Source organism: Dyella sp. C11 (genome assembly GCF_003121485.1).
Classification (GTDB): domain Bacteria; phylum Pseudomonadota; class Gammaproteobacteria; order Xanthomonadales; family Rhodanobacteraceae; genus Dyella.
Window position 1 is genome coordinate 51698 of sequence record NZ_QAVX01000020.1, and the last position, 24655, is coordinate 76352.

24 protein-coding genes are annotated in these 24655 nt (G+C 64.6%); 12 read left to right on the plus strand and 12 right to left on the minus strand.

What is annotated here, in order from left to right; all coding sequences use genetic code 11:
- Positions 1-102 precede the first annotated feature (102 nt).
- Positions 103-978: an arginase family protein gene (locus DK366_RS16960; protein WP_109126754.1), complete on the minus strand. Its 876-nt coding sequence runs from the start codon at positions 976-978 to the stop codon at positions 103-105.
- Positions 965-2023, minus strand: coding sequence for a GNAT family N-acetyltransferase (locus DK366_RS16965; RefSeq protein WP_109126755.1), 1059 nt, complete (start codon positions 2021-2023; stop codon positions 965-967). Before DK366_RS16965 ends, DK366_RS16960 begins: the two co-directional genes overlap by 14 nt.
- Positions 2024-2255: 232 nt before the next feature.
- Between DK366_RS16965 and DK366_RS16970 the strand changes: the two genes are divergently transcribed.
- Together DK366_RS16970 and DK366_RS16975 are read left to right on the plus strand one after the other, a co-directional pair.
- Positions 2256-2507, plus strand: a complete 252-nt coding sequence (locus tag DK366_RS16970; RefSeq protein ID WP_046971921.1) for a phosphopantetheine-binding protein — start codon at positions 2256-2258, stop codon at positions 2505-2507.
- Between the two features lie 3 nt (positions 2508-2510).
- Positions 2511-3722 carry a beta-ketoacyl-[acyl-carrier-protein] synthase family protein gene (locus tag DK366_RS16975; protein ID WP_109126756.1) on the plus strand — a complete coding sequence of 404 codons (1212 nt, stop codon included), beginning with the start codon at positions 2511-2513 and terminating at the stop codon, positions 3720-3722.
- Positions 3723-3805: 83 nt separating this feature from the next.
- Here DK366_RS16975 and DK366_RS16980 read toward each other — a convergent pair whose 3' ends face one another.
- On the minus strand, positions 3806-4207 hold the full coding sequence (locus tag DK366_RS16980) for an NUDIX domain-containing protein (protein WP_109126757.1): 402 nt from the start codon (positions 4205-4207) through the stop codon (positions 3806-3808).
- The gene (locus DK366_RS16985; RefSeq protein WP_109126758.1) at positions 4204-4692 is read right to left on the minus strand and encodes an 8-oxo-dGTP diphosphatase; all 489 of its coding nucleotides are present in this window, start codon (positions 4690-4692) and stop codon (positions 4204-4206) included. Before DK366_RS16985 ends, DK366_RS16980 begins: the two co-directional genes overlap by 4 nt.
- A 181-nt stretch (positions 4693-4873) precedes the next feature.
- Here DK366_RS16985 and DK366_RS16990 point away from each other — a divergent pair, with 181 nt between their 5' ends.
- Together DK366_RS16990 and DK366_RS16995 are read left to right on the plus strand one after the other, a co-directional pair.
- A complete protein-coding gene (locus tag DK366_RS16990; RefSeq protein ID WP_232821093.1) occupies positions 4874-5650 on the plus strand; it encodes a phosphodiester glycosidase family protein in 777 nt (258 codons plus the stop codon).
- 54 nt (positions 5651-5704) lie between these two features.
- Positions 5705-8125, plus strand: a complete 2421-nt coding sequence (locus tag DK366_RS16995) for a penicillin acylase family protein (protein WP_109126760.1) — start codon at positions 5705-5707, stop codon at positions 8123-8125.
- An 81-nt stretch (positions 8126-8206) separates the two neighbouring features.
- Here the strand turns inward: DK366_RS16995 and dapE are convergent, their stop codons facing one another.
- The 8 genes from dapE to map all read right to left on the minus strand — a co-directional run bounded on the left by dapE (position 8207) and on the right by map (position 16546).
- The gene (gene dapE, locus DK366_RS17000) at positions 8207-9340 is read right to left on the minus strand and encodes a succinyl-diaminopimelate desuccinylase (protein WP_109126761.1); all 1134 of its coding nucleotides are present in this window, start codon (positions 9338-9340) and stop codon (positions 8207-8209) included.
- 53 nt (positions 9341-9393) lie between these two features.
- Positions 9394-10458: a VIT1/CCC1 transporter family protein gene (locus tag DK366_RS17005; protein WP_109126762.1), complete on the minus strand. Its 1065-nt coding sequence runs from the start codon at positions 10456-10458 to the stop codon at positions 9394-9396.
- Between the two features lie 13 nt (positions 10459-10471).
- Complete coding sequence (locus DK366_RS17010) at positions 10472-10969, minus strand: DUF2165 domain-containing protein (protein WP_109126763.1); 498 nt, start codon at positions 10967-10969, stop codon at positions 10472-10474.
- A 13-nt stretch (positions 10970-10982) separates the two neighbouring features.
- Positions 10983-11339: a Spx/MgsR family RNA polymerase-binding regulatory protein gene (locus tag DK366_RS17015; RefSeq protein WP_109126764.1), complete on the minus strand. Its 357-nt coding sequence runs from the start codon at positions 11337-11339 to the stop codon at positions 10983-10985.
- Positions 11336-12163, minus strand: coding sequence for a 2,3,4,5-tetrahydropyridine-2,6-dicarboxylate N-succinyltransferase (gene dapD, locus DK366_RS17020; protein WP_109126765.1), 828 nt, complete (start codon positions 12161-12163; stop codon positions 11336-11338). The genes DK366_RS17015 and dapD overlap by 4 nt, the downstream gene beginning before the upstream one ends.
- Positions 12164-12295: 132 nt before the next feature.
- A complete protein-coding gene (locus DK366_RS17025) occupies positions 12296-12847 on the minus strand; it encodes a YfaZ family outer membrane protein (RefSeq protein ID WP_157956598.1) in 552 nt (183 codons plus the stop codon).
- A gap of 117 nt (positions 12848-12964) precedes the next feature.
- Positions 12965-15619 (minus strand): [protein-PII] uridylyltransferase, encoded by a 2655-nt coding sequence (gene glnD, locus DK366_RS17030; RefSeq protein WP_109126767.1) that lies wholly within the window; start codon positions 15617-15619, stop codon positions 12965-12967.
- Positions 15620-15778: 159 nt separating this feature from the next.
- On the minus strand, positions 15779-16546 hold the full coding sequence (gene map, locus DK366_RS17035) for a type I methionyl aminopeptidase (RefSeq protein WP_109126768.1): 768 nt from the start codon (positions 16544-16546) through the stop codon (positions 15779-15781).
- Between the two features lie 342 nt (positions 16547-16888).
- Here map and rpsB point away from each other — a divergent pair, with 342 nt between their 5' ends.
- From rpsB to rseP, 8 genes are all read left to right on the plus strand, one after another.
- Positions 16889-17782 carry a 30S ribosomal protein S2 gene (gene rpsB, locus DK366_RS17040; RefSeq protein ID WP_109126769.1) on the plus strand — a complete coding sequence of 298 codons (894 nt, stop codon included), beginning with the start codon at positions 16889-16891 and terminating at the stop codon, positions 17780-17782.
- Between the two features lie 58 nt (positions 17783-17840).
- Positions 17841-18719, plus strand: coding sequence for a translation elongation factor Ts (tsf, locus tag DK366_RS17045; RefSeq protein WP_109126770.1), 879 nt, complete (start codon positions 17841-17843; stop codon positions 18717-18719).
- Positions 18720-18932: 213 nt separating this feature from the next.
- A complete protein-coding gene (gene pyrH / locus DK366_RS17050) occupies positions 18933-19655 on the plus strand; it encodes a UMP kinase (protein ID WP_109126771.1) in 723 nt (240 codons plus the stop codon).
- 161 nt (positions 19656-19816) lie between these two features.
- Positions 19817-20374 (plus strand): ribosome recycling factor, encoded by a 558-nt coding sequence (gene frr, locus DK366_RS17055; protein ID WP_109126772.1) that lies wholly within the window; start codon positions 19817-19819, stop codon positions 20372-20374.
- A 22-nt stretch (positions 20375-20396) separates the two neighbouring features.
- Positions 20397-21137, plus strand: coding sequence for a polyprenyl diphosphate synthase (gene uppS / locus DK366_RS17060; protein ID WP_109126773.1), 741 nt, complete (start codon positions 20397-20399; stop codon positions 21135-21137).
- Between the two features lie 8 nt (positions 21138-21145).
- Positions 21146-21964 (plus strand): phosphatidate cytidylyltransferase, encoded by an 819-nt coding sequence (locus DK366_RS17065; RefSeq protein WP_109126774.1) that lies wholly within the window; start codon positions 21146-21148, stop codon positions 21962-21964.
- Positions 21961-23148, plus strand: a complete 1188-nt coding sequence (locus DK366_RS17070; RefSeq protein WP_109126775.1) for a 1-deoxy-D-xylulose-5-phosphate reductoisomerase — start codon at positions 21961-21963, stop codon at positions 23146-23148. The genes DK366_RS17065 and DK366_RS17070 overlap by 4 nt, the downstream gene beginning before the upstream one ends.
- 22 nt (positions 23149-23170) lie before the next feature.
- Positions 23171-24517, plus strand: a complete 1347-nt coding sequence (rseP, locus tag DK366_RS17075; RefSeq protein WP_109126776.1) for an RIP metalloprotease RseP — start codon at positions 23171-23173, stop codon at positions 24515-24517.
- Positions 24518-24655: the final 138 nt, after the last annotated feature.

Below are 24655 nucleotides of genomic sequence, written 5' to 3' on the forward strand. Positions count from 1 at the left end.
TGGCCCCGGGCATCACCGGAACGAGCCGGCTCTCGACACGTTTGCCACGTTCCTGCACCGAACCGGGCGACCGGCGGCCACCACCATGGTCAATGCCTTCGATTACACGCTGCTTTCGGTAATGGCCGCCAGCAGGCGCGCATTGAACGCCCGCTGCTGCGTTTGCCACGCATCCAGCTCACTCTGCGGCACCGGCTCCTGCCCGTCCATGCCGCTCAACAGGCGCTTCCACCACGAGCGGTATTGATAGGCCGACACCTCGCCATTGATGTCGCTGGCGACAATGCGCCCGCGCAAGGCTTCGATGATCGCCATCGCGTGCGACTCCTCCAGCAGGCCCTGATCCCAATTGGTGCGGGCCGTGTCGACGCTGAAGGCGTCCTTGTCGATGGAAAGGTAAGTGGGCTGTGGTGCGCGCTTGAGCTGTTCGATGAAAGCGGACGTAAGCGCTTCCGGATCCTCGAAGCGCCGGAACGCATCGGCCAGGCCGAGCTTGGCGGCCCAATCCACGTTGACGTCCATGCACCAATACGTGAGCTTGCCCGCCTGCAACGGACGCAGGTAGTTTTCCCAGGCGTGCTTGGCGCCGATGTCGCCGGAGGTAATACCCACCACGTGTACGTGCGTTACGTACGGCAGCATGGCCACGCGACGCACCCACGAACCGCAGTGGACACCCCACGGAAAACGCATGTTGTCCGGATGGTTGTCGAACACCACCAGCTGGAAGGGGCCACGCGAACGCTGGCGCTCCACCAACGGCCACGTCAGGTGATGATAGTCGCCCGAGCCCATCAGCACGGTGCCGTAGTTTTCCGGCATCTGTGCATCGAGATGCGTACGCAGTCGATTGAAGGTGCGCAACGTGCAACCGAAGCGGATGTCTTCCTGCCAGTCGGACAACGCCAGCGATGTCGCGCCCGCGATCGGGCCGACCGAATCGTCGAAATCCAGAATCAGCGGTTCACGCCTGCTCATCGCCTGCCCATTGGCTGTCGCTCTCGAAGAATTTGCCCAGTTTGCGTGCGGCCATGCGCAACAGCGGATTGCGCAGGTAGATCGCGTGCCGCGTCAGGGTGAATTGTGCACCCAGATAGGACTTGATCTGCGGGTCCGTCCAGCCGGCCACGTAATGCGTCAGTCCGTGTTCACGCGCGTAGGCCAGGTTGCGGAACCAGCTGGTGAAATACAGGTTCTGTTCGCGCGCCTGCGGATAGGCAAAGCCCACGTATTTGTCGATCAGCTTGCCCTCGACCGCGAAGCACAGGTTCCAGCCGATCATCGCGCCTTCGTGGCGATAGACGAACACCACGCCGCCGTTCGACGCATCGCGCAACACCGCCGCGAAAAACGCACGACTGAGTTTGTCGAAATGGATTTCGCTTTGCGCGTACACGTTTTCGTAAAGCGCGTAATACGCGTCCACCACGGCGTCGTCATCGAACATGGCATCGCCGCAACGGACTTCGTCCACCGCCACGTCATCGCGCTTGCGAAGCTTGCGGCGGATGTCCTTCCGGCGCCCGGAAGACAGACGCGCCAGGTATTCGTCCTCGCCCTGGAAATCGATCGTCACATAGGCCAGCGCCTGCCCTTCCAGCAGCATGAAACCCGCGGCATCGCAGGCATCGGCAAAGCGCCGGCACCAGTCGCCCGTCGCGGCATCGAACAGGGGCGAAGCTTGCGGAATATCCTTGATGATCATCAGCCGCTGCTTGCGGCCGAGCTCGTCGCGCAACGCGTTCGCCAACGTGTCGGGCTGGGCATCGCGCGGGAAAAGCGCGTATTCGGACACCGTGGTGCCCACGAACGCCGTGCGCCAGCGCAGCAACCGGCCCCACCAGCGATAACCAGGGGCGCCCGTCACCTTTGTGCGCGCCTCGTCGTCGGCGGTGGTCAACAGATCGAACGGCGCCACGAAGGCCGGCGTGCCGGCCACCTGCATCACGCTGAATCCGATAGGGGGATGTTCGGCGAACCGGCTGACCAGTGCGTCCGGTTCGAGCTGATTGAGGTACCGCACGCGGCAAGTCCACGAGTCACAAGTGCATAGGATACGACGCCCTGCCCGCCCGGACACGGTCATACGACGGTTTTCCATGGATAAGGCTGCTGAAAGGCGTGGGGCGGAGCATGGCCGGCACTGCTCCATGCGGTGGCGTTCTGGACTTTGTCCTGACGGTTCGTCAGGCTTGCGAAACGGCATCCGGGGGGATGCCGCAAGACCCGGCGCCAAGGCAACCAGGAAAGCACCTATGAGCAATGTTCAGCAGGAAACCTTCGACATCATCGCCAAGCAGGCCAAGATCGAGCTCGACACGATCAAGCCGGAGTCCACCCTGAAAGATCTGGGCATCGCCTCCCTGGACGCCATCGAAGTGATCTTCGACATCGAGGAGCACTTCAACATCAACCTGCCCAACGAAGACACCGACTTTGACGGTGGCACCGTCGGCCAGCTCGTCGAAGCCATCGAGCGCCAGCTCGCCCAGAAGACCAGCGAATAATCCATGCGCCGTATCGTGATCACCGGCATGGGCGCGATCTGTGCGCTCGGCCACGACGCGCCTTCCGTGTGGAAGGCGATGACCGAAGGCAAGTCCGGCATCGGCCCGATCCACCACATTCAACCGGGACAACTGCGCAACGGCGGCATCGCGGCCGAAGTGGTGGATTACGATCCGGCGAAGTATTTCGACGAATCGCGCCGCGCGTTGCTCGATGTGTTCAGCGAATACGCGCTGATCGCCGCCGATGAAGCCATTCGCCAGTCCGGCATCAGCTTCGAGGGTGAAGCCAGTGCGCGCACGGCGGTGGTGATCGGCACGGGCGCCGGTGGCGAAACCACACGCGACGATCTTTACGAACGCCTCTACGGCGAACACCAGGGTCGCTTCCACCCGCTGGGCATCGTGCGCATGATGATGAATGCGCCCGCCAGCCAGGTGAGCATGGCCCACGGCATCACGGGTCCTTCCTTCGTGGTGGCCAGCGCCTGCGCATCGTCCAACCATGCGTTCGCCCAGGCGGCGCTGATGATCCGTTCGGGCATGGTGGATGCCGCCGTGGTTGGCGGCACCGAGGCATGCATCACGCTGGGCACGCTGCGCGCGTGGGAGGCCATGCGCGTGCTGGCACCCGATACCTGCCGTCCTTTCAGCAAGGGCCGTCGCGGCCTGGTGCTGGGCGAAGGCGCGGGCATGTATGTGATCGAGACGCTGGAATCAGCGCAGAAGCGAGGCGCCGAGATCCTTTGCGAACTGGTGGGCACCGGCATGAGTTCGGACGCGGGCGACATCGCCGCGCCATCCGATATCGGCGCCGCCGCCGCCATGAACATGGCGCTGCGCGATGGCGGCCTGTCGCCGGAAGACGTGGATTACGTGAATGCACATGGCACCGGCACGGTAGCCAACGACAGTACCGAAACGCGTGCGATCCATCGCGTGTTCGGTGCGCATGCGCGCGAGATGGTGATTTCCTCCACCAAGCCCATGCACGGTCACGCACTGGGTGCGGGCGGTGCGCTGGAGTTGGTCGGCACGATTGGCGCGATCCACGACGGCATTGTTCCGCCGACGCTCAACTATCTCGAACCCGATCCGGCCTGCGACCTCGACTACGTGCCGAACGTGGCGCGCGAGCGCAAGGTCAATGCGGCCATCAGCAATTCGTTTGCGTTTGGTGGGTTGAACGCCGTTGTGGCGGTCAAGAGATTCTGAGGTAAAGCGTCGCGCACAGGGTGCGTTCCCACAGGAGAGTTTCGAACACCTTGTGGGAGCGCACCCTGTGCGCGACGCGCCATCTAGCCTAGCGCCGGCAGTATCCAGTCCTGGCTCAAACGTGCGATCGGCAAGTCACCCGTCGCCCGCGGATGGACCCAGCGCACGTCATCGATTTCCGCCCGCGCCTCAATCGCCCCGACGGTCTGCACTTCATACACTTCCGCCTCCACGCGATACCCGGGCTCATTGGCGGCCGGTGCACTGAAGCGTCCCATGTGACGCGCACCCTCGCGGCGCATGGCGCACCCCAGCTCCTCAAGCAGCTCGCGCTCCAGCGTATGCAGGTCATCGCGATCATCCACATCACGCTTGCCACCCGGCTGCTGCCAGACATCCGCTCCGCGCTTTCGCACCAGCAATACCCTGCCCTGCCCGTCGCGAATCACTGCCGCCACGATGCGGATGATCTTTGTGTCGCTCACAGCCGCGAGAACGACCACGACTGCATGCGTCCATCCTTGTAGGGCATCACGCCGTGGAACGGTCGCGGGTCTTCGTCGAACACCAGCGGCAGGAAATGGCGGTCGCCCTCCCACATGGGCAGGTCCATCAGGCGATCCACGGGCACCCATTCCAGCGTGCCTTCGGGATTGGATTCCATCGGCGTGCCGCTGTAGCGGTCGATGATGAAGATGAAGCCCAGCCAGTCTTCGCCCTTCTTGCCGAAGCCCGGCCAGTTGAGCGTGCCGCGCAGCGACATGGATTCGCAGGCAATGCCGGCGTCGTCGAGGATTTCGCGGCGCATGCAGGCGGCGATGTCTTCGCCTGGCTCCATCTTGCCGCCCAGGCCGTTGTACTTGCCCAGGTGCATGTCGTCGGGCCGCGAATTGCGGTGAATCATGAGGACTTGCCGACGATCCGGCGACAGCACATAGCCGAGGGTCGCGACGATGGGGGTGTATGGCATCGGTACGCTGCGGTGGGGAAAGCGGCCAGTATAGTCACGCCCCGCTTTCCGCTGCCGTCCCTGGCTTTTGGCGGCGGAACACGTTCCAGGCATGCCCTGCGTCTCGCCGGACTTGCGTCACCCTGCCCCGGGCGGCGACCATCGTGGTATGTCCACCGCGTCGCGCCGCCCAACGCCCCGCTTGCGCTTCTCACTGTGCTGGCTGCTGCCGCTGGCGCTGCTGGCCGCGTGCGACCGCCAGGCGCAGGCCGTGGCGAGCAAGGAAGAGGTATTTGAAAACCAGAACTTCCGCGTGGTGAGCATTGACCTGAAGCGCGAAACGCTGAGCCTGCACTGGAAAGACCCCGAAAGCGGCGAGCCCTTCGGCACCATCAACGCGCTGCGCCAATGGGGCATGACGCACAACCGCCGCATGCTGTTCGCGGCGAACGCGGGCATCTACGACCGCCAGTTCGCGCCGCTTGGCCTGTATGTGGAAGACGGCAAGACCACCGTGCCGTTGAACATGTCGCACGGCAATCCGGCATCGGGCAATTTCTCGCTGCTGCCCAATGGCGTGTTCGCGATCTATCCCGATGGCCACGCTGCCGTGCAGACCAGTGCGGCGTTCAAGGCCGCCGGCAAAGCCACGCAGTGGGCCAGCCAGTCCGGCCCCATGCTGGTGATCGACGGCAAGCTCAACGACCAGTTCATCGACGACTCCAACAGCCTGAAATGGCGCAGTGGCGTCTGTGCAAAAACGCCCCACCATGTCGTGTTCGCAGTCAGCGAGGCGCCGGTGAACTTCCATACGTTCGCGCGGCTGTTCAAGGAAGAGCTCGGCTGCCACGACGCGCTGTACCTGGACGGCACCATCTCGCAGTTCTACGTGGACGGCGAAGGTTATGCCGGCGCGCCCACGTTCATGGTCAAGCCCTACGCCGGCATTTTCGCGGTGTTCTCGCAACCTACGCCCTGACTGCGCGCCCTCGCGGTCTTCTTCCACGATTCCAAGGATCGAGCCCTTCGCGCCATGACCCAACCCCGACGTTTTCGCTGGTTTCGTTATCTCCTCGGGACACTGCTGGTCCTGGTGCTGGCCGTGTTCATCGCCGGCTGGTTCCTGCTGGCAGGCAGCCGCGCACAGCTCGATGGCGAGGTAAAGCTCAACGGCGTGGGTGATGCCGTGGCGATCACGCGCGATGCGCTGGGCACCACCACCTTCCAGGGCAAGAGCCGCGACGACGTCACCTACGCCATGGGCTACGTGCACGGGCAGGAGCGTTTCTTCGCAATGGACCTGATGCGACGCCTGCCGGCTGGCGAGCTGTCGGAACTGGTGGGCGCCAAGGCGCTGGACACGGACATCAACCACCGCCGCCATCGGCTGCGCAGCGTGGCCGAAACGGCCTATGCCGCCCTGACACCGGAACAGAAGCACACGCTCGATCTCTACGCGGCTGGCGTCAACGCGGGCCTGGCGCACCTGCATGTGAAACCGTGGGAATACCTGCTGCTCAACGCCAAGCCGCAGGCATGGCGACCGGAAGATACCTTCCTGGTGATCGCGGCCATGTACCTGGACCTCAACGGCGACGGGCGCGACGACCGCGAACTGCACATGGCCGAACTGCGCGACGCACTTCCCGCACCGGTGGCCGACTTCCTGCTTTCACCCGATCCCGATTGGGAGGCACCGCTGCAAGGCGACCTGTCGCGCCCGCCGGTAATCCCGGGTGCAGATGTATTCGACCTGCACAAGAGCGCGCCAGCCGGCGCCGGTGACAAGACGGCGATGACGGCGGCACTCGCGCCCGCGCTCGACGCCGCGCGCCCCGGCAGCAACAGTTTCGCGGTCGCAGGCAGCCTGACTGAAACCGGTGCAGCCATTGTTGCCAACGACATGCACCTGACCTTGCGCGTGCCCAACATCTGGTTCCGCGTGCGCCTGCGCTACCCCGATACCACCGCGCCTGGCGGACAGCGTGATGCCAGCGGCGTGTCGCTGCCTGGCACGCCCGCGCTGGTGGTTGGTTCTAACGGCCAGATCGCCTGGGGCTTCACCAACAGCTACGGCGACTGGTCGGATTGGGTTCGCGTGCAGCGCGATCCCAACGATGCCTCGCGCTACAAGGTGCCCGAAGGCTGGGCCGCCATCGAGGCGCACGACGAAGTCATCCGCATCAAGGACGCGCCCAGCCACACGCTGAAAGTGGAAGCCACGCGCTGGGGCCCGATCCTGGGCAAGGACATGGACGGCACGCCGCTTGCGCTGGCGTGGGTTGGCGATCGCCCGCGCGGCTACAACCTGGGCGTGATGCAGCTCGAACACGCCGACAGCGCACACGCCGCGCTCGACCTGGCGCCCGGCATGGGCATGCCCTCGCAAAACCTGCTGGCCGGCGACAGCGCAGGCCACATCGGCTGGACCATCACCGGCACGTGCATTCCGTTGCGCAAGGGTTTTGATCCGCAGCTGCCGGCCGATTGGTCGACCGCCGACACGGGCTGGGTGGGCTGCGCAGACGCGTCGCAATATCCGCGCGTGGAAGATCCCGCCGACGGTCGCCTTTGGACGGCCAACAACCGCACGGTCGATGGCGCCGAACTCGAATTGCTCGGCAACGGTGGCCACGACCTCGGCGCCCGCGCACAGCAGATCCGCGACGACCTGCGCGCACGAAACAGCTTCACGCCCGGCAACATGCTCGACGTGCAGCTGGACAACCGCGCCGTGCTGCTCACGCGCTGGCAGCGCCTGCTGCAGGACACCTTGGCTGGCACGCACGACCCCGACCTGGAACAGCTGCGCCAGCTCACCGCCACGTGGGTTGGCCGCGCGTCGATCGACAGCGTGGATTACCGACTGGTGCGCGCCTTCCGCGACAAGGTGAAGGAGAAAGTGCTCTCGCCGTTCGTGGCGCAAGTGAAGGCCAAGCATGATGACTTCGCGTGGCCCGGCATGATCGACGCGGAGGCCGCCGTATGGGCCATGTTGCGCGACCGCCCCGCCAACCTGCTCGATCCGAAGTACGACAACTGGAACGCCCTGCTCAATGCCGCCGCGCACGACGTGGCGGATGAGCTGGGCAAGCAACCCGGTGGCCTGGCCGCGCGTACATGGGGCGAGGTCAACCGCACGGCCATCCGTCACCCGCTCTCGCGTGCACTCCCCGGCTTCATCGGCCGCTTCCTCGACATGCCGGATGAGCCCGTCGCCGGCGACCACAACATGCCGCGCGTCGTATCGCCCGGCTTTGGTGCTTCCGAACGCCTGGACGCCATGCCCGGCCACGAGGCACAAAGCATCCTGCACATGCCCGGCGGACAGAGCGACAACCCGTTGTCGCCGTTCCATGCTGCCGGTGAGGAAGACTGGGTGAATGGACGTCCAACACCCTTGTTGCCGGGACCGGATCTCCACACACTGACCTTGGTTCCCGCCAAGGAATAAGCCCAAAAAAGAGCCGCCCAAGGGCGGCTCTTTTCGTTACGGCGAACCAGTGCGACGACGTCGTCGGCTGCAAACCCTCCATCAATCCAGCATGCGAATGCAGACGGATTCGTACAGTTCGGGCAGCTTCTCCAGATCAGCCACGGACACGCATTCATCCACCTTGTGGATGGTCGCATTCACCGGCCCAAGCTCCACCACTTCGGCGCCCAGTGGCGCGATGAAGCGGCCATCGGACGTGCCACCGCCCGTGCTTTCTTCCGGTGCGATACCGCAGAGTTCACGACATGCGGCGACGACAGCATCACGCACCGCGCCACCCGGAGGCGTGAGGAACGGCTCGCCCGAGAGCGACCACTCGATCTGCCAATCCACACCGTGCTTGTCGAGGATGGCCTCGGTGCGCTTGCGCAGGTCTTCCGCGCGACTGGCGGTGCTGTAGCGGAAATTGATCAACGCCGTAAGCGTGCCGGGAATGACGTTGTTGGCGCCCGTGCCGGCATTGAGATTGGAGACCTGGAACGAGGTCGGCGGGAAATCGGCGTTGCCTTCGTCCCAGCGTTCCGCAGCCAGTTCCGTCAGCGCAGGCGCAAACATGTGGATCGGGTTGCGCGCCTTTTCCGGATACGCCACGTGCCCCTGTATGCCACGCACCAGCAACGTGCCCGAAAGCGAGCCACGACGCCCCACGCGGATGAGGTCGCCCAGCGTTTCCTTCGACGAGGGTTCACCGACGACGCACCAGTCGATGCGCTCGCCGGTGGCACGGAAGTGATCGGCCACGCGACGCACGCCATCGAGATTGGCGGGCCCTTCTTCGTCGCTGGTCAGCAGCAGGCCCACGCGGCCGCGATGGTTGGGATGCTTCGTCACGAATGCTTCCAACGCAATCGCCATGGCCGCCACCGAGCCCTTCATGTCGGCGGCACCACGACCATAGAGCATGCCGTCGCGGATCACCGGCTCGAACGGATCACTCGTCCAGCTCTCGACCGGACCGCTGGGCACCACGTCGGTATGACCAAGGAATACCAACAGCGGACCGCCTTCGCCATGCGTCGCCCACAAATTGTCGACGTCGCCAAAACGCAGGTGCTCGATGCGGAAACCCGCTTTGGCAAGGCGCTCCGCCAGCAACGGCTGGCAGCCGCCGTCGTCTGGCGTCACCGAGCGGCGTCGAATCAGTTCACGGGTCAAATCAAGAACGGCAGACATGGAATGCCTCAAACCATATGCAAAAAGGGGAATGGGCCATGCGCCGGGCGAGATTAACCCGCCAACGCCGTACCCAGCACGTGTCCAACGGCATAAGTGATGGACGCCGCCGCCACGGTAATACCGAGCTGCCTCGCGATGGAAAACAGCATGCTTCGACCCGTGAACAATGACGTGCCCATGCCGATGAGCACGAGGCCGGCGATGGTCGACGCGATGCTCGCCAAGAAGGCCGGGTGGCCTTTCAGGAACAGGTACGGCGCCACCGGGAACAAGGCGCCCAGCGCGAACAGGCAAAACGAGGAGATGGCCGCGCCATACGCCGAACCACCGAGTTCTTCCGGATCGATACCCAGATCTTCGCGTACCAGAGTATCGAGCGCGGTGCGCGGCTTTTCCGCAATCTGCTCGGCAAGGGCCTTGGCGGTATCAGGCGCCATGCCCTTGTCGCGATAGATGGCGGCGAGATTCTTGGCGCCATCTTCAGGCGCAACGGCGAGTCGCTCGGCACGCGCGGAAATCTGCGCCTGATAGAACTCGCGCGAACTGTTTACCGACAGCCATTCGCCCAGCGCCATGGAACACGCACCGGCCACCAACCCGGCGAAACCCGCCAGCAGGATGGCGTGATCGCCTGATGCCGCACCCGCCATGCCCATCACCAGGCTGCCGTTGGAAACCAGGCCATCGTTGGCACCGAGCACGGCCGCGCGCAGCGTGTTGCCGCTTTGCGTGCGGTGGCGCCCGCCGTGCGTGGACAGCGGCTTGGCTTCGATGAAGTGGTCGCGATGGCTTTCGCGGTCGACCGGCGTGGGCAAGTGATCCGCATGTTCCCGGCGCACCACGGTAGGCATGACGAACTCGGTGCCGAAACGACGCGCAAACCAGGTGAGCACTTTCACGCGGACGCCGATGCGCGCCGGGGGAACATCCGCGCCCAAATGCTTCAGCTGCGCTTCCCAGAAGGCCGCGTTGGCGCGCTCGCCATCGGCGATGCGTCGATACGCGCGGCGCAGGCGCTGGTCGGATGCCAGCTTCGACAGCTCGTCATACAGCGCCGCGTTGTCGCATTCGATGCGAAGGTTGGTGCGGTAGCGTCGTATGCGGCGATCCGTCATGGTCGATCCGGTGTCATTCGTCGAGTTCGCCTTCGCGCTGCCCCAGCAGGATCAGCGCTGCCAACAGCACCACCACGAAGCGGAAAGCGGCTTCCACGCCATTCCACGTCGTGGACATCCACATGCCGAACCATTCGCCACCGATGGCGATGAAGCCAACCAGCCATACCATCAGCCCGACGGTGAGACCCAGTACGCTCATGCGCTTGGCGCGCTGGAATACCACGCCACTGGCCGCACGCATCCGCCAGAGCCGCCAGGTGCCCAGCCAGCACAACACCGCCGCCAGCGTTTCGGCCGCGATGATCGATGCATAAGCCAGGCGCTGCAGCAGCGGCGAAGTGATGGCGCGGTAATGAATGCCCGCGCCGGGAAAGATGGTGTCCATCGCCAGCACGTGCTGCACGAAGGGCCAGTTGCTGCCGTAGTCGGTGAGGTTGCCGAAAGCCACCAGCGACACCCACAGCGCAATGGCGGCCATCAACAGGATGCGGGAGAAGCGAACCAGCATGGCCGCCCCGCCCTCAGTGTCCGAACAGCTTCTTGAAGCCGTTATCGGTGAAGCCCACGCTCACCGAACCGTCTTCCTGCTCGACCACCGGCCGGCGCACCAAGGCGGGGTACTCCTTCAGCAGCAGCGTCCATTCCGGATCGCTGCCCGGGTTCTTGCGCTGCGGCAGCAGGTTGCGCCACGTGGTGGAGGATTTGTTCACCAGCTTTTCCCAGCCGCCCAGCTGTTGCGCCCACGTCTTGAGCGTAGCGGCAGGCACGGGGTTCGCGCGGTAATCCACGAAGGTGCAAGCCACCTCGAAACGATCCAGCCAGTTGCGTGCCTTGCGGCAGGTATCGCATGTGGTGAGGCCGTACAGGGTCACGCTCATTCGGCGCTCCGCAGCAGCTCGTTGATGCCGGTCTTGCTGCGCGTCTTCTCGTCCACCTGCTTGACGATGATGGCGGCATAGAGGCTGTGCGAGCCGTCCTTCGCCGGCAGGCTGCCTGCGACAACGACACTGCCAGCCGGCACGCGGCCGTAGCTGATCTCGCCGGTGGCGCGGTTGTAGATGCGCGTGGACTGGCCGAGGAATACGCCCATGCCGATCACGCTTCCCTTCTCCACGATCACGCCTTCGACCACTTCCGAACGCGCGCCGATGAAGCAGTTGTCTTCGATGATGGTGGGATTGGCCTGCAGCGGCTCCAGCACGCCGCCAATGCCCACGCCGCCCGAGAGATGCACGCCGGAGCCGATCTGCGCGCACGAACCCACCGTGGCCCAGGTATCGACCATGGTGCCCGCGCCCACATAGGCGCCAATGTTCACGTAGCTCGGCATCAGCACCGCGTCCTTGGCGACGTGCGCGCCTCGGCGCACCAGCGCGCCCGGCACCACGCGGGCGCCCAGGCCTTCCAGCTCCACGTCGTTGCCGTGGGCGAAGCGCAGGGGCACCTTGTCGAAGGCGAGCGCCGGGCCGCCGTCCACCACGCGATTGCCGTTGAGGCGGAAATACAGCAGCACCGCCTTCTTGATCCACTGGTTCACCGTCCAGCCACCGTTGCCGTCCGGCTCCGCCACGCGACGCTCGCCCGACTCCAGCAGGTCGATCACCTGCTCCACGGCGGGACGCAGATGCGTGTCCATCTCGGCCTGGGTGAGTTCGTTGCGACGTTCGAAGGCGTCGTTGATGAGGGTTTCGATGGTCTGCATGGCGGTCACGGCAAGAGAAGAGGGAAAGAGCGGCGCGGGCGACACGCCGAAGGGACAAGCGATTCTGACAAGAAAAGCCGTCTATCGCGAGTCAGCGCCTGCGCCGACGCATCGCGGCGCAGGCGCCTGGCCTTACAGACCCACGTGGATACCGAACATCGGTCCCTTGTAGAGATCGCGGCTGCCGATGCCGTCGAACTCGGTACGCATGCGACGGTAACCGCCAAACAGCGAGACGCTGCTGCCCAGCCGCACGTTTACCTGCGCGCCCAGGTCGTAGGCGTGGTTCATGTCGCCATGCGTGAGCGCTTCCGGCGTGTAGAACCCGTAGCCACCCACGGTCAGCCAGCGGATGCCGGTGGGAATCAGCACGGAGCCACCCAGGCCCACGCCGCCGCCCGACGCATAACGCGCATCCTGGTACTGGTAGCGCGCACCGATTTCCCAATGAATGTCACGCGACGCCGGCGCGAACATGAGCGCCGCGGAATAGACGTCCGCATCGCCACGGCGGTCATCGGTCTTCAGGTAACCGAGATCAGCGCGAAATTCATTCGAAAGCGGTACACCGAAATCGATGCCGACCGAACCGTCGCCGCCAGCGGCGGTGACGGACGTGGCAAGGGCAGGCGCGCAGCAAGACAGGCCCATGATCAGGGCCAGGGAGAGCTTGGGAGTATTCATACAGCGTGGAATTCCTTGGAAACGGCACATCCCGCGCGGGGAAACGAGCGACGTCGTCAACGCGGGGCGGGCATTACACCCGCTGAAGGCCCGCGTGCCAAGTTCTTGCGTGTGACGCTATGCGCGCTTTTCCTTCGCCGGCCCCAATCGTTCGAGCAGGGCATGCAGCAGGCGATCCTGCAATTCGATGCTGAGCGGCGCGTCGTGGCGATCGGTGATCAGGAAGAAGTCTTCCACGCGCTCGCCGAACGTGGCGATGCGCGCATCGTGAACGCGCACGCCGGCATCCATCATGCCTTGAGCCACGGCAGCCAACAGGCCGGGACGATCGCTGCACACCAGCGCAAGACGCGTGCGGCCGTTGGTCGTGCTGAAGGAAATTTTCGGCGCCGCCTGAAAATGCTTGAGGTGACGCGACATGCTTCGACGCGAGGGTTGATGCACATGCCCCGGCTGCGACAGCGCACGGTGCAGGCGCTGCTTCAGCTCGTCGGCACGCTCGGGCGAAGCCGGTTGCTGCGTGTCCGATTCAAGCAGCAGGAACGTATCCAGCGCCATGCCCGCCGACGAACTGAGAATGCGCGCTTCCATCACCGAAAGATGCATGCGATCGAGCATGGCCGTTACCGCGGCGAAAAGGCCATCGCGATCGGGCGTGTAAACGAACAACTCCGTCGTGCCGCGCACGGATTTCGGGTGAACTTCCACCAGCGGCGTGACGCCTTTCGCACGCACGATGGCCGCCGTCTGCCACGCGATCTGCTCGGGGCGGTGACGCAGGAAACTGGATTCGGGAAAGCCGCGCCACACGCGCTGGCACACGTCGGCACCAACACCTTCCTGCGCCAGCAGCGCCAGCGCCTCGTCGGTGCAGGCGCGCACGCGCGCGGTGGCGTCGGACGGCAATTCGTCCTCGCTGCGCAACACGTAACGCGTCGCCGAATACAGATCGGCAAGCAGGCGGTCCTTCCAGCCGTTCCACAACTTGGGGCTGGTGCCGATGATGTCGGCAATGGTCAGCAGGTAGAGGTAATCCAGCCTGTCGGCGGTTGCCACCGTTTCGGCAAAACGATTCACCACGTCCGGATCGGTGATGTCCTGGCGTTGCGCCGTGGTGCTCATCAACAGATGCTGGCGCACCAGCCATGCGACGAGTTGCGTGTCTTCTTCCGGCAGCTGCAGGCGCCGACCGAAAGCGAGCGCCTCTTCTTCGCCAAGCACCGAATGATCGCCGCCACGCCCCTTCGCGATGTCGTGGAACAACGCGGCGAGCAACAGCAGTTCGGGTTTGGGCAAGGTCGGCCAGATCTTGCAGCCGATGGGAAACTCACCGGCAGCGCTGGCGTCGGCAAAACGCGCCACATTGCGCAGCACGCGCAACGTGTGTTCGTCCACCGTATATACGTGGAAAAGGTCGTACTGCATGCGGCCGAACACCTTGCCGAACGCCGGCAGGATGGCCGCAAGCAAGCCGTGGCGGTTCATGCGCCACATGGCCTCCACCGCTGGTGCGCCAAGGCGCAGCAGGCGAAGGAAAGCGGCGAGCACCTGCGGATCGTCGGCGAGCTCGCGATCCAGCGCCGCCGACGCCTGATGCATGCGGCGCATGGTGTCCGCCGTGAAACCGGTGATGCCGGGCTCACCCAGTCGCGCAATGAACGCTTCGACCAGCGATGCCGGGCGACGCATGAAAAGATCGGGATCGCGCACCGCGAGGCGTTTGCCATAGCGCACGAAATCCTCGCCTACGGGTTGGGGGGATGCGGGCGGCTCGAGCATTTCCTCGAAGCGTTCGGCGATCTGCACGCCCAGCCGCTCCACCTGACTGGCCGCGCGGTAATAGCCCTGCATGAACTGCTCGCCGCCCAGGTTTTTCTCGTGCTCGTCCTGGAAACCCAGCCGCGCTGCCAGCGCGCGCTGATAGTCGAACAGCAACCGCTCCTCCGCGCGCCCGGCTTCCAGATGCAAGGCGAAGCGGTAACGACGCAGCGTGGCTTTGGACTGTTCCAGGCTGTCCTTTTCCGCAGGATCGAGCAGCCCTTCGGCCACCATGTCTTCGAAATCGTCCGCATGCGCAAGGCGGCGCCCCAGCCAACGCAATGCATCGAGCGTGCGCAGGCCCCCGGGACCATCCTTGAGGTTGGGCTCAAGGTTGTAAGCAGTGTCGTTGTAACGCGCATGGCGCGTGTCGCGTTCGGCCAGGCGTACGGCAAGGTACTCAGCAGGCGGCCAGAGTGCGGGGTCGTCCACGATCGCCTTCAGCCCCGCTTCCATCGCCGGATCGCCCACCAATCGACGCGCATCGAGCAGGCTGGTGAACACGCTGGCATCCTGCTTCGCCAAGGCGCGACACTGCGGGAGATCGCGTACCGCGTGCCCTACTTTCAGGCCGATATCCCACAAGGTAGCAAAACACTGTTCCAGTGCACGCAGGCGCGCCGGTTCGGATGGCCCGACCAGCGCCAGCAAATCGACGTCCGAATGCGGAAACAGCAGGCCACGACCGAAGCCGCCCACGGCAAACAATGCCGCATCGCTGACATCGCCCAGGCAGGCCGTCCATACGTGTACGACGACGCGTTGCACCGACTCGCTGCGCCGATGGGCGAGCGCCGTGGCGTCAGCACCGTGACCGAACGCCGTGGCCAGCGCGCGATCCATGTCCCCCAGCAACTGACGCAGGGCGCGTCGTGCATCCGCCGATACACCCGAGCGCGGCACCGCCGTTGGCAGGCGTGGCAGAGGGGGCAGCACGATCGGGGCAATGGACATGGACACGGACGCGTGTGGCAATGCAGCAAGTCTGCCACGCATGAGGCATGCGTGCAGGCGTCAGCGCGTGATGACCCGGGTTCCGCTGCGCTTTCCTTCCCGGAAAGCGAGGAAGCATAAAAAAAAGGGCCGCCGAAGCAGCCCTTTTGACGCATCGCCTCAGGCCATGTCCGGCCAGGGCGTCAGGATCTCGAATCCATCATCGGTCACCGCAATGGTGTGCTCCCACTGCGCCGAGAGCGAGTGATCCTTGGTCACCACCGTCCAGCCATCGGGAAGCTGCTTGGTCTGCGGCTTGCCGGCGTTGACCATCGGCTCGACCGTGAAGGTCATGCCCTTCTTCAGCTCCAGACCCGTGCTGGGGCGACCGTAGTGCAGCACCTGCGGCTCGTCGTGATAGACCTTGCCGATGCCATGCCCGCAGTACTCGCGCACCACCGAGAAACCGGCGGCTTCGGCGTGCTTCTGGATCGCCGCGCCCACATCGCCCAGCGTGGCGCCGGGACGAACGGCCTCGATGCCGCGCATCATGGATTCAAAGGTGGTATCCACCAGGCGCCTGGCCAGCACCGACGGGGTGCCGACGAAATACATGCGACTGGTGTCGCCGTGCCAGCCATCTTTGATGACGGTGACATCCAGGTTGATGATGTCGCCATCCTTCAGCACCTTGCCGGGCGTCGGGATGCCGTGGCAGATGACGTGGTTGACCGAGGTGCACAACGTCTTGGGAAAGCCGTTGTAGCCCACGTTCGCCGGAATGGCCTTCTGCACGTTCACGATGTGCTCGTAGGCCAGGCGATCGAGGTCTTCGGTGGTCACGCCAGGCTTCACGTGCTCCTTGAGCATGGCGAGCACTTCGGCCGCCAGCTTGCCGGCCTCACGCATGGCCTGGATGTCTTCGGGGGTTTTCAGGGTGACTGCCATAGTTCCACTCACATGGCGGCAAACCTGCTGATTTTCCAGCGACTTGCCGCACTGCCGGCGCACCGGCTACAATTTCCAAGTTTTGCTGACCCGGGATATCGGTTTTCACCGGTTCAAGCGGTCGTCGCAGAACAGGGGGAGATTGTAACCGCCCTGCGGCACAAGCCCTCAAGTCCTTGATTGGACACATTAAACGCCACACACGCATCGGCACCGTCTTCGGGGTGCCTCGATCAGCCCTTCCAATCATAACGGGCTATCGGGGTCGAAGTCGGGGATACGTGGAGGTCCCAACCCCCGGGCTACGCCTTTCAGGCCGGCCCAACAATCGGAGTTTTACCCATGGCACAAGTCACCATGCGCCAGATGCTCGAAGCTGGCGTCCACTTCGGTCACCAGACCCGTTACTGGAACCCGAAGATGGCCCCGTACATCTTTGGCGCCCGCGGCAAGATCCACATCATCAACCTCGAGAAGACGCTGCCGCTCTTCACCGACGCGATGAACTTCCTGTCGGCCATCGCCCAGAAGCGCGGCACCGTGCTGTTCGTCGGCACCAAGCGTTCGGCCCGCGAGCCGTTGGCTGAAGAAGCCGCACGCGCCGGCATGCCGTTCGTCACCGCCCGCTGGCTCGGTGGCATGCTGACCAACTTCCGTACCGTGAAGCAGTCGGTTGCCCGCCTGAAGGAACTGGAAGCCGCCGAAACCGACGGTTCGTTCGACCGCCTGGTCAAGCACGAAGTGCTGGCCCGCCGTCGCGAGCGCGACAAGCTCGAGAACTCGCTGGGCGGCATCAAGGACATGAACCGTCTGCCCGACGCCCTCTTCATCATCGACATCGGTCATGAAGACATCGCCGTGCAGGAAGCCAAGAAGCTCGGCATCCCGGTGATCGCCGTGGTCGACACCAACTACAACCCGGAACTGGTCGATTACGCCATCCCGGGTAACGACGACGCCATCCGCGCCATCCAGCTGTACGCCCGTGCTGCCGCTGACGCCATCCTGGAAGGCAAGGCCGCTGCGCCGGCTGCCGCCCAGGGCGACGCCAACGACTTCGTCGAACTCGACGAAGAAGGCAACCCGGTTGCCAAGGAAGAGCGCAAGGCTGCCCCGCGCCGTGACGACCGCAACAACCGCGGCCCGGCCAAGAAGGGTGCCGGCGCTCCGCGTCGTGACGGTGGTCGCGGTGGCCGCGGCGGCCGCAACGACGAATCGTCGTCGGACGGCGAGTAAGCCTTCCCTGCCCCGGCCCGAAAGGGTCGGGGCGCATCAAAGATTTTGAGGAACCCAGATGACTGCCATTTCCGCAAAACTGGTTAGCGAACTGCGCGAGCGCTCCGGCGCCGGCATGATGGATTGCAAAAAGGCGCTGGTCGAAAACAACGGCGACATCGACGCCGCTGTGGAATACCTGCGCAAGACCGGCCTGGCCAAGGCCGACAAGAAGGCTGACCGCGTTGCCGCCGAAGGCCGCATCGCTACCGCCCAGGCCAACGGCAACGCCGTGCTGGTCGAAGTGAACAGCGAAACCGACTTCGTCGCCAAGGCGCCGAACTTCGTGCAGTTCACCAACGAAGTGGCCGAGGCCGTGCTGGCTTCCGGCGCCACCGACATCGACGCCGCCAAGGCTGCTGCCTTCCCGGGCGCCGACAACGTCGAGGCTGCCGCCAAGTCCCAGACCGCCACCATCGGCGAGAAGATCGAAGTGCGCCGCATTGCCCACGTCGCGAACGATGGCCCGCTGGCCACCTACTCGCACGGCGGCAAGATCGGCGTGATCGTGGCGCTCAAGGGCGGCTCGGAAGAGCTGGCCAAGGGCATCGCCATGCACGTGGCCGCCATGAACCCGCCGCACATCAAGCCGGAGCACGTCCCGGCCGAGTTCATCGCGAAGGAAAAGGAAATCGCGCTGAGCCAGATGACCGAGAAGGACAAGGCCAAGCCGGCCGAAATCCTCGAGAAGATCATCTCCGGCAAGATCAACAAGATCGTCTCGGACGTGACCCTGGTCGGCCAGCCGTACGTGCTGGACACCAACACCACCGTGGGCGACGTCCTGAAGAAGGAAGGCGCCGACGTGGTGTCCGTGATTCGCCTGGCTGTGGGCGAAGGCATCGAGAAGGTGCAGGAAGACTACCTGGCCGAAGTGGCCAAGGCGATGCAGGTCTAAGACCCCGCATTTCCTGAGTTCGAAAAAGGCCGCGGGAAACCGCGGCCTTTTTTTATGCCCCGACAATGCAACCTGGCGCGCGAAACCATCCACAGGCAGGGCCAGCGCCCTCCCCTGCACGCAAGATTCCACTTAACCGATCGCGCAACTCTTACGGGCGTGCGTCACTGCCGCTACAATGCGGCGGTTTGCATCACACAATCCGGAGACCTTATGAGCGAATCACTGAAGTACCGTCGCATCCTGCTCAAACTCTCCGGTGAAGCCTTGATGGGCGAAGCCGACTACGGCATCGACCCCAAGGTCATCGGTCGCCTCGCCGACGAAATCATCGAAGTTCAGAAGGCCGGCATCCAGATCGGCGTCGTCATCGGCGGCGGCAACATCTTCCGCGGCGCGGGCCTGGCGGCTGCCGGCATGGATCGCGTCACCGGCGACCACATGGGCATGCTGGCTACCGTGATGAATGCGCTGGCCATGCAGGATGCCATTGAGCGTCGCGGCGGCTATGCCCGCGTGATGAGCGCCATCCAGATCCACGACGTCGCCGAGGATTTCATTCGTCGCCGCGCCGTGCGCCACATCGAAAAGGGTCGCATCGTGCTGTTCGCCGCTGGCACCGGCAACCCGTTCTTCACCACCGATTCCGCCGCCGCACTGCGTGCCGTGGAAGTGGGTGCAGACCTGCTGCTGAAGGCCACCAAGGTGGACGGTGTATACACCGCCGACCCGGCGCGCCACCCCGATGCCACGCGCTACGACACGCTCACCTACGACCAGGTGATCGAACGCAAGCTGGCCGTGATGGACACCGCCGCCATCGCGCTGTGCCGCGACCACGGCATGCCGCTGCGCATCTACGACATGACGGTCGCCGGCAACCTCATGGACATCATGAAGGGCGCGGCCATTGGTACGCTGGTGTCCGAAGGCTGATTCTTCGCACGCTCCCCCACGGGAGAGGCGGCTTATGCCGTGCTGCAACACACGCGGGCCGGGTCATTCGATGACCCGGCCCGCGCCACATCTGCGCCACACCAACACCTTGTAGCCCCCTGCTATACTCGCCGGCTTGCACGGTTCGAGGGGTGTTTCCCATGCTTAACGACATCAAGAACGATGCCCAGACCCGCATGGGCAAGAGCATCGATTCGCTCAAGCACCAACTGACGCGCCTGCGCACCGGCCGCGCCAGCATCGCGCTGGTCGATGGCATCAAGGTGCCGTACTACGGCTCGGACATGCCGCTGAACCAGGTGGCTACGGTGGCGCTGGGTGATTCGCGCTCCATCATCATCACGCCGTTCGAGAAGACGCTGGTCGCTCCGATCGAGAAGGCCATCATGGCGTCGGACATCGGCATCACGCCGAACACCGCCGGCACCACCATCCGCCTCAACATGCCGCCGCTCACCGAAGAGCGTCGCCGCGAGCTGGCCAAGCACGTGGCGGGCGAAGGCGAAGAAGCGAAGATCGCCATCCGCAACGTGCGTCGCGACGCCATGCAGCAGGTCAAGGACCTGCTCAAGGAAAAGCTGATCACCGAAGACGACGAACGCAAGGCAGAAGACGAAATCCAGAAGCTCACCGATCGTTTCGTGAAGGACGTCGACAGCGTCGTCAAGCACAAGGAAGAGGAGTTGATGGCGCTCTGAGGAGCGTCATCGTCCTCGCACCATGACCAGCGCCGATCCCGCGCGGGTCCCGCGCCACGTTGCCATCGTCATGGATGGCAATGGCCGCTGGGCAAAACTCCGTCATCGCCCTCGCACGTTCGGCCACAACGCCGGACGCAAAGCCGTGCGCGCGACGGTCGAAAACTGCCTGAAGCATGGCGTGAAGGTGCTCACGTTGTTCGCGTTCTCCAGCGAGAACTGGCAGCGCCCGCAGGACGAAGTCGGCGCACTGATGGAACTGTTTGTCCGCGCGCTGGACAAGGAAGTGGACGAGCTGCACGGCAACGGCGTGCGTCTTCGCTTTGTAGGCGACCTGGAAAGTTTCGAGCCCGGACTGCGCCAGCGCATGCTGGCGGCCATGAACCGCACCGCAGGCAACGACGCGCTGCATCTCAACATTGCCGTCAGTTACGGCGGTCGCTGGGACATCGTGCAGGCCGCGCGCAAGGCGGCCGAAGCAGTGGCACGTGGCGAACTGCGTGCCGATCAGATCGACGAGAAGCTGCTCGGCCAGTGGACCTGCCTTTCCGAGCTGCCTCCACTGGATCTTTTCATCCGCACGGGCGGCGAATGCCGGGTCAGCAATTTCCTTTTGTGGCAGCTTGCCTACGCTGAGCTCCACTTTACCGATACCCTGTGGCCGGATTTCGACGAGGCCAGCCTCAAGAGCGCCATCGACGATTACGCACGCCGGGAACGCCGCTTCGGCAAGACCGGCGAACAAGTGGCAAAGAAGGCTTAAGGACACGCATGCTGCTCCAGCGCACATTGACCGCACTGCTGCTCGCACCGCTGGTGATCCTGCTGATCCTGCTGGCGCCCGCGGGCGTGTTCGCAGCGATCGTAGCCATCGCGTTCCTGGCCGCCATGTGGGAATGGACTCGCCTGTCCGGCCTCAAGACAGCCGCGCCCCGCGCCGGTCTTATCGTGATTACCGGCATCGCCTTTGTGCTGTGCTGGCTGGTGCGCGACAGCATTGCGTGGCCGGTGCTGATCGGTATGGGCGTTGCCTGGTGGATCGTGGTCTGCCAGTGGCTTCGCCACTTCGCCTTCGGCGCTGCACCCACGCGTGAAAACTGCCTGATCAAGCTGGGCGCGGGACTGCTCGTGATCGTTCCTGCCTGGGTAGCCGTGGTGACCATCCATGGTTCGTCCGCACGCGGCAACTGGTGGACGCTGCTCGCCCTGTTCGTGGTCTGGGCCGCCGATATCGGCGCCTATTTCAGCGGTCGCCAGTTCGGCCGTCGCAAGCTTGCCCCCACCATCAGCCCAGGCAAGACCTGGGCCGGCGTGTACGGCGCCTTCGCCGCGGGGGCGATCGTCGCCGTGGCGGGCGGCATGATGCTTGGCGTCACCGGCGGCAAGCTGGTCGGTCTACTCGTGCTGTCGGTGTTCATGGTGATTGCCTCAATCGTGGGCGATCTGTTTGAGAGCCTGATGAAGCGCCACGCTGCCGTGAAGGATTCCGGCAACCTGTTCCCCGGCCACGGTGGCATGCTCGACCGCCTGGACAGCGTATTCGCGGCCCTGCCCGTGTTCGCTGCCGGCCTGCTCCTGCTGGGTCTATGAGTCCAACGCTTCGCAAGGTCGCCGTGCTGGGCGCCACCGGCTCGATCGGCGGCAGCACGCTTGACGTCATCGCCCGCCACCCCGACCGCTTCCGCGCGACCGTGCTTACGGCGCACAGCAATGTCGCGGCACTGGCGGAGCTGTGCGTTCGTTTTCGCCCCGAGCTGGCAGTCATCGCCGATCCCGCGCTGGAGGCCGACCTCGCGCGTCGCCTGAATGCCGCCGGCGTTCGCTGCGATGTCGCGAGCGGGCACGATGCCATCACCCAGGCCGTGTCCGGCACGCTCTGCGACACCGTGGTGGCCGCCATCGTCGGTGCGGCGGGACTGGATTCCACCCTGTCGGCCGCGCGCACTGGCAAACGCCTGTTGCTGGCCAACAAGGAATCCATCGTGATGGCCGGCACGCTGCTGCTGGACGCGCTGGCGGCCGGCGGCGGCGAGCTGATCCCGGTGGATTCCGAGCACAACGCCATCTTCCAGTGCCTGCCCGGCGGACGCCCGAATCTGGCCGCCAGCGGTGTGCGCCGCCTTATCCTGACGGCGTCAGGCGGCCCGTTTCGCGGTCGCACGCGCGCCGAGCTGGCAAGCGTCACGCCGGAACAGGCCTGCAAGCATCCCAATTGGGTGATGGGTCGCAAGATTTCGGTGGATTCGGCCACCCTGATGAACAAGGGTCTCGAAGTCATCGAGGCACACCATCTGTTCGGCGCGGCGCCCGATCTGATCGAGGTGCTGGTACACCCGCAAAGCCTGGTGCATTCGTTGGTCGAATACGTGGACGGCTCCGTGCTCGCGCAGCTGGGCAACCCCGACATGCGCACGGCCATCGCGCACGCGCTGGCGTGGCCCACTCGCATCGGCGCGGGCGTCGCACCGCTGGATCTGGCCGCGTGTGCGCCTCTTGCCTTTCAGCAGCCGGACCTGTCCACGTTCCGCTGCCTTGCGCTGGCCTTCCAGGCGCTGCGCGAGGGCGGCGACGCCACCGCCATCCTCAACGCCGCCAACGAGGTCGCCGTGGAGGCGTTCCTGGCCGGCGCACTGCCCTTCCTCAGCATTGCCGATCTCGTCGAGAGCGTACTTACGGAACTGCCGGCGCAACCCGTGGTCGATGTCCAGACCCTGAATGAACGCGACCGGTTGGCCCGCGAGGCCGCCCGCCGCATCCTTCGCAACGTGTGCTGACAAGCCTGTTAAGCTCTTACTGATGAATAGTGTATTTGGCTCAGTGTTTTGGTTGCTCGTCACGCTTGGCGTGCTGGTGACCTTTCACGAATTCGGGCACTACTGGGTAGCACGGCGCTGCGGCGTCAAGGTGCTGCGTTTTTCCGTGGGCTTCGGTCGCGCCATCTGGAAGCACATCGGCAAGGACGGCACCGAATACCAGGTCGCCATGATTCCGCTGGGCGGCTACGTGAAGATGCTCGACGCGCGGGAAGGCGATGTCGATCCCGCACTGGCCGGCCAGGAGTTCACCGGCAAGTCGGTGTGGAAGCGCATCGCCATCGTTGCCGCCGGTCCCGGCTTCAACCTGATCTTTACCCTTTTCGCGTTCTGGCTGATGTTCCTGGTGGGCAAGCCTGACTATGCCCCGCTGGTTGCCGCCACACCGCACAGCATGGCGGCCGACGCAGGCGTGCGCACCGGCGACCGCATTGTCAGCATCGACGGCCACGAGCTTTCGACCTGGAGCGATTCGCTGGATGCCGTGGCCAACGGCCTGCTCAGCCGCGAGTCCATGCCCATGCGCGTGCGCGGCACCGACGGCGCCGAACGCACGGTGGTGCTGCCGCTCGAACAATTGCCCGCCGGCCAGACTGTCGATCAATACTTCGACAAGCTCGGCCTGAAGCTCGCCCCGCTGCCGGCCATCGCCGCCACGGTCACCTCCGGCGACCCGGCCCAGGCGGCCGGCATGCAGGGCGGCGACCATCTGGTCAGCGTCAACGGCCAGCCCGTGGCCGATTTCGATGCCTTCGCCGAGCTGGTCAAGAACGAAGCGCCCAAGTCGCCGCGCCTGACCATTGTGGTTGAACGCGCCGGCCAGCCGCTCACGCTCACCGTTACCGCCGTCAGGAAGTCGGTGGAAGGCCATCCCGAGCAATGGCTGATCGGTATCCGCCCGCCGCAGCCGGAGCAGGCGCTGGTGCGCTATGGGCCGATCAAGGCCATGCAGGCGTCGCTGGAAAGCACCTGGATCAGCGCAACCAACACTTTCAACATGATCGGCAAGATGCTGACCGGACAGGCTTCTGCCAAGAACCTGTCGGGCGTGATCGGCATTGCCCAGGTCGCCAACGCGTCCGCCAGCATGGGCGTGGGCTGGTTCCTGAGTTTTCTGGCAATGGTTTCGCTAAGTCTTGCGATCCTCAACCTGATGCCTATTCCCGTCTTGGACGGTGGTTGGCTGCTGTATTACCTTATTGAGTTGGTCAAGGGCAGCCCCGTCAGTGAACGTGCGATGATGGCCGGTCAGTATGTCGGCCTGGTTCTTCTATTCACGTTGATGGGATTGGCTTTCTACAACGACATCCACCGCTTCCTGCCCTCGTGACGCGTGTCGGCTTTGCCGAAAGTCGCGCGATGTCCGATGGACAGGCGTATCCGCAGCAAGGCGCCCCGAGCGCTGGCCGCGGAAACATGGCGGTGGTTCACCCGGCGCATCTGGGGAAGATGCAAGCACCCTTTCAAG

Coding starts and splice junctions, on each gene's coding strand:
- DK366_RS16960 (WP_109126754.1), bottom strand. CDS start 978: ATGAGCAGGCGTGAACCGCTGATTCTGGATTTCGACGATTCGGTCGGC.
- DK366_RS16970 (WP_046971921.1), top strand. CDS start 2,256: ATGAGCAATGTTCAGCAGGAAACCTTCGACATCATCGCCAAGCAGGCC.
- DK366_RS16975 (WP_109126756.1), top strand. CDS start 2,511: ATGCGCCGTATCGTGATCACCGGCATGGGCGCGATCTGTGCGCTCGGC.
- DK366_RS16985 (WP_109126758.1), bottom strand. CDS start 4,692: ATGCCATACACCCCCATCGTCGCGACCCTCGGCTATGTGCTGTCGCCG.
- DK366_RS16995 (WP_109126760.1), top strand. CDS start 5,705: ATGACCCAACCCCGACGTTTTCGCTGGTTTCGTTATCTCCTCGGGACA.
- dapE (WP_109126761.1), bottom strand. CDS start 9,340: ATGTCTGCCGTTCTTGATTTGACCCGTGAACTGATTCGACGCCGCTCG.
- DK366_RS17005 (WP_109126762.1), bottom strand. CDS start 10,458: ATGACGGATCGCCGCATACGACGCTACCGCACCAACCTTCGCATCGAA.
- DK366_RS17010 (WP_109126763.1), bottom strand. CDS start 10,969: ATGCTGGTTCGCTTCTCCCGCATCCTGTTGATGGCCGCCATTGCGCTG.
- DK366_RS17015 (WP_109126764.1), bottom strand. CDS start 11,339: ATGAGCGTGACCCTGTACGGCCTCACCACATGCGATACCTGCCGCAAG.
- dapD (WP_109126765.1), bottom strand. CDS start 12,163: ATGCAGACCATCGAAACCCTCATCAACGACGCCTTCGAACGTCGCAAC.
- DK366_RS17025 (WP_157956598.1), bottom strand. CDS start 12,847: ATGAATACTCCCAAGCTCTCCCTGGCCCTGATCATGGGCCTGTCTTGC.
- glnD (WP_109126767.1), bottom strand. CDS start 15,619: ATGTCCATTGCCCCGATCGTGCTGCCCCCTCTGCCACGCCTGCCAACG.
- map (WP_109126768.1), bottom strand. CDS start 16,546: ATGGCAGTCACCCTGAAAACCCCCGAAGACATCCAGGCCATGCGTGAG.
- rpsB (WP_109126769.1), top strand. CDS start 16,889: ATGGCACAAGTCACCATGCGCCAGATGCTCGAAGCTGGCGTCCACTTC.
- tsf (WP_109126770.1), top strand. CDS start 17,841: ATGACTGCCATTTCCGCAAAACTGGTTAGCGAACTGCGCGAGCGCTCC.
- pyrH (WP_109126771.1), top strand. CDS start 18,933: ATGAGCGAATCACTGAAGTACCGTCGCATCCTGCTCAAACTCTCCGGT.
- frr (WP_109126772.1), top strand. CDS start 19,817: ATGCTTAACGACATCAAGAACGATGCCCAGACCCGCATGGGCAAGAGC.
- uppS (WP_109126773.1), top strand. CDS start 20,397: ATGACCAGCGCCGATCCCGCGCGGGTCCCGCGCCACGTTGCCATCGTC.
- DK366_RS17065 (WP_109126774.1), top strand. CDS start 21,146: ATGCTGCTCCAGCGCACATTGACCGCACTGCTGCTCGCACCGCTGGTG.
- DK366_RS17070 (WP_109126775.1), top strand. CDS start 21,961: ATGAGTCCAACGCTTCGCAAGGTCGCCGTGCTGGGCGCCACCGGCTCG.
- rseP (WP_109126776.1), top strand. CDS start 23,171: ATGAATAGTGTATTTGGCTCAGTGTTTTGGTTGCTCGTCACGCTTGGC.